Annotated in this window: 1 rRNA gene; it reads right to left on the bottom strand. The window is 51.9% G+C overall.

From position 1 onward, the window contains the following. Window positions 1–38: 38 nt before the first annotated feature. Window positions 39–2994, bottom strand: a 23S ribosomal RNA gene (locus AC25Y1_RS19245). Window positions 2995–2998: the final 4 nt, after the last annotated feature.

The raw sequence follows: 2998 nt of genomic DNA, 5'->3' as shown, positions 1-2998 counted from the left end.
TTCACAAATCAGGGTCAATCAAACCCTTTTAACTTAATTAGGTTAAGTCCTCGATCAATTAGTATCCGTCAGCTACGTACGTCGCCGTACTTACACCCCGGACCTATCAACCTCATCTTCTCTGAGGGATCTTACTTACTTGCGTAATGGGAAATCTCATCTTGAAGGGGGCTTCATGCTTAGATGCTTTCAGCATTTATCCCGGCCACACGTAGCTACCCAGCGATGCCTTTGGCAAGACAACTGGTACACCAGCGGTGTGTCCATCCCGGTCCTCTCGTACTAAGGACAGCTCTTCTCAAATTTCCTGCGCCCGCGACGGATAGGGACCGAACTGTCTCACGACGTTCTGAACCCAGCTCGCGTACCGCTTTAATGGGCGAACAGCCCAACCCTTGGGACCGACTACAGCCCCAGGATGCGATGAGCCGACATCGAGGTGCCAAACCTTCCCGTCGATGTGGACTCTTGGGGAAGATAAGCCTGTTATCCCCGGGGTAGCTTTTATCCGTTGAGCGATGGCCCTTCCATGCGGAACCACCGGATCACTAAGCCCGTCTTTCGACCCTGCTCGACTTGTAGGTCTCGCAGTTAAGCTCCCTTATGCCTTTGCACTCTACGAATGATGTCCAACCATTCTGAGGGAACCTTTGGGCGCCTCCGTTACTCTTTAGGAGGCGACCGCCCCAGTCAAACTGCCCGCCTGACACTGTCTCCTGCCCCGATAAGGGGCATGGGTTAGAATTCCAATACAATCAGGGTAGTATCCCACCAACGCCTCCTCCGAAGCTGGCGCTCCGGAATCTTAGGCTCCTACCTATCCTGTACAGATTGTATCAAAATTCAATATCAGGTTGCAGTAAAGCTCCACGGGGTCTTTCCGTCCTGTCGCGGGTAACCTGCATCTTCACAGGTACTATAATTTCACCGAGTCTCTCGTTGAGACAGTGCCCAAATCGTTACGCCTTTCGTGCGGGTCGGAACTTACCCGACAAGGAATTTCGCTACCTTAGGACCGTTATAGTTACGGCCGCCGTTTACTGGGGCTTCGGTTCGAAGCTTCGCTTGCGCTAACCTCTCCCCTTAACCTTCCAGCACCGGGCAGGCGTCAGCCCCTATACTTCACCTTGCGGTTTTGCAGAGACCTATGTTTTTGCTAAACAGTCGCTTGGGCCTATTCACTGCGGCTCTCTCGGGCTTTAACACCCTACCAGAGCACCCCTTCTCCCGAAGTTACGGGGTCATTTTGCCGAGTTCCTTAACGAGAGTTCTCTCGATCACCTTAGGATTCTCTCCTCGCCTACCTGTGTCGGTTTGCGGTACGGGCACCTCCCGCCTCACTAGAGGCTTTTCTTGGCAGCGTGAAATCAGGGACTCCAGGGAAAATTCCCCTTGCCATCACAGCTCAATGTTATAGAAACGGGATTTTCCTCGTTTCACACCTTACTGCTTGGACGCGCATAACCAACAGCGCGCTCACCCTATCCTACTGCGTCCCCCCATTGTTCAAACGGCGGGGAGGTGGTACAGGAATATCAACCTGTTGTCCATCGTCTACGCCTTTCGGCCTCGACTTAGGTCCCGACTAACCCTGAGCGGACGAGCCTTCCTCAGGAAACCTTAGGCATTCGGTGGAAGGGATTCTCACCCTTCTTTCGCTACTCATACCGGCATTCTCACTTCTAGGCGCTCCACCAGTCCTTACAGTCTAGCTTCAACGCCCCTAGAACGCTCTCCTACCACTGACACCAAAGGTGTCAATCCACAGTTTCGGTAATCCGTTTAGCCCCGGTACATTTTCGGCGCGGCGCCACTCGACCAGTGAGCTATTACGCACTCTTTAAATGGTGGCTGCTTCTAAGCCAACATCCTGGTTGTCTGGGCAACGCCACATCCTTTTCCACTTAACGGATATTTGGGGACCTTAACTGGTGGTCTGGGTTGTTTCCCTCTCGACTACGAATCTTATCACCCGCAGTCTGACTCCCAAACAAAAATCTTCGGCATTCGGAGTTTGTCTGAATTCGGTAACCCGGGATGGGCCCCTAGTCCAAACAGTGCTCTACCTCCGAGATTCTTACGTTTGAGGCTAGCCCTAAAGCTATTTCGGAGAGAACCAGCTATCTCCAGGTTCGATTGGAATTTCACCGCTACCCACACCTCATCCCCGCATTTTTCAACATACGTGGGTTCGGGCCTCCAGTAAGTGTTACCTTACCTTCACCCTGGACATGGGTAGATCACCTGGTTTCGGGTCTACGACCCCATACTAAATCGCCCTATTCAGACTCGCTTTCGCTGCGGCTCCGCATTCTCTGCTTAACCTTGCATGGAATCAGTAACTCGCCGGTTCATTCTACAAAAGGCACGCCATCACTCGTGATCGATTCCGAAGAATTGATCAACGGAGCTCTGACTACTTGTAGGCACACGGTTTCAGGATCTATTTCACTCCCCTTCCGGGGTGCTTTTCACCTTTCCCTCACGGTACTGGTTCACTATCGGTCACTAGGAAGTATTTAGCCTTGGGAGATGGTCCTCCCGGATTCCGACGGAATTTCACGTGTTCCGCCGTACTCAGGATACACTCTGGAGAGAATGAACTTTCGACTACGGGGCTATTACCCACTACGGCGGACCTTTCCAGGTCGCTTCGTCTAATTCATTCCTTTGTAACTCCGTATAGAGTGTCCTACAACCCCAGGAAGCAAGCTTCCTGGTTTGGGCTATTCCCGTTTCGCTCGCCGCTACTCAGGGAATCGATTTTTCTTTCTCTTCCTCCGGATACTTAGATGTTTCAGTTCTCCGGGTTTGTCTCGATTACGCTATGTATTCACGTAAACGTACTGCTCCATTACGAACAGTGGGTTTCCCCATTCGGAAATCTCTGGATCAAAGCTTACTTACAGCTCCCCAGAGCATATCGGTGTTAGTGCCGTCCTTCATAGACTCCTAGTGCCAAGGCATCCGCCGTGCGCCCTTTCTAACTTAACCTAAA

The organism is Sporosarcina sp. Y1009 (assembly GCF_057669865.1).
Note: the sequence above shows the minus strand (reverse complement) of the source record. Positions and strands in the feature narration are given on the sequence as shown.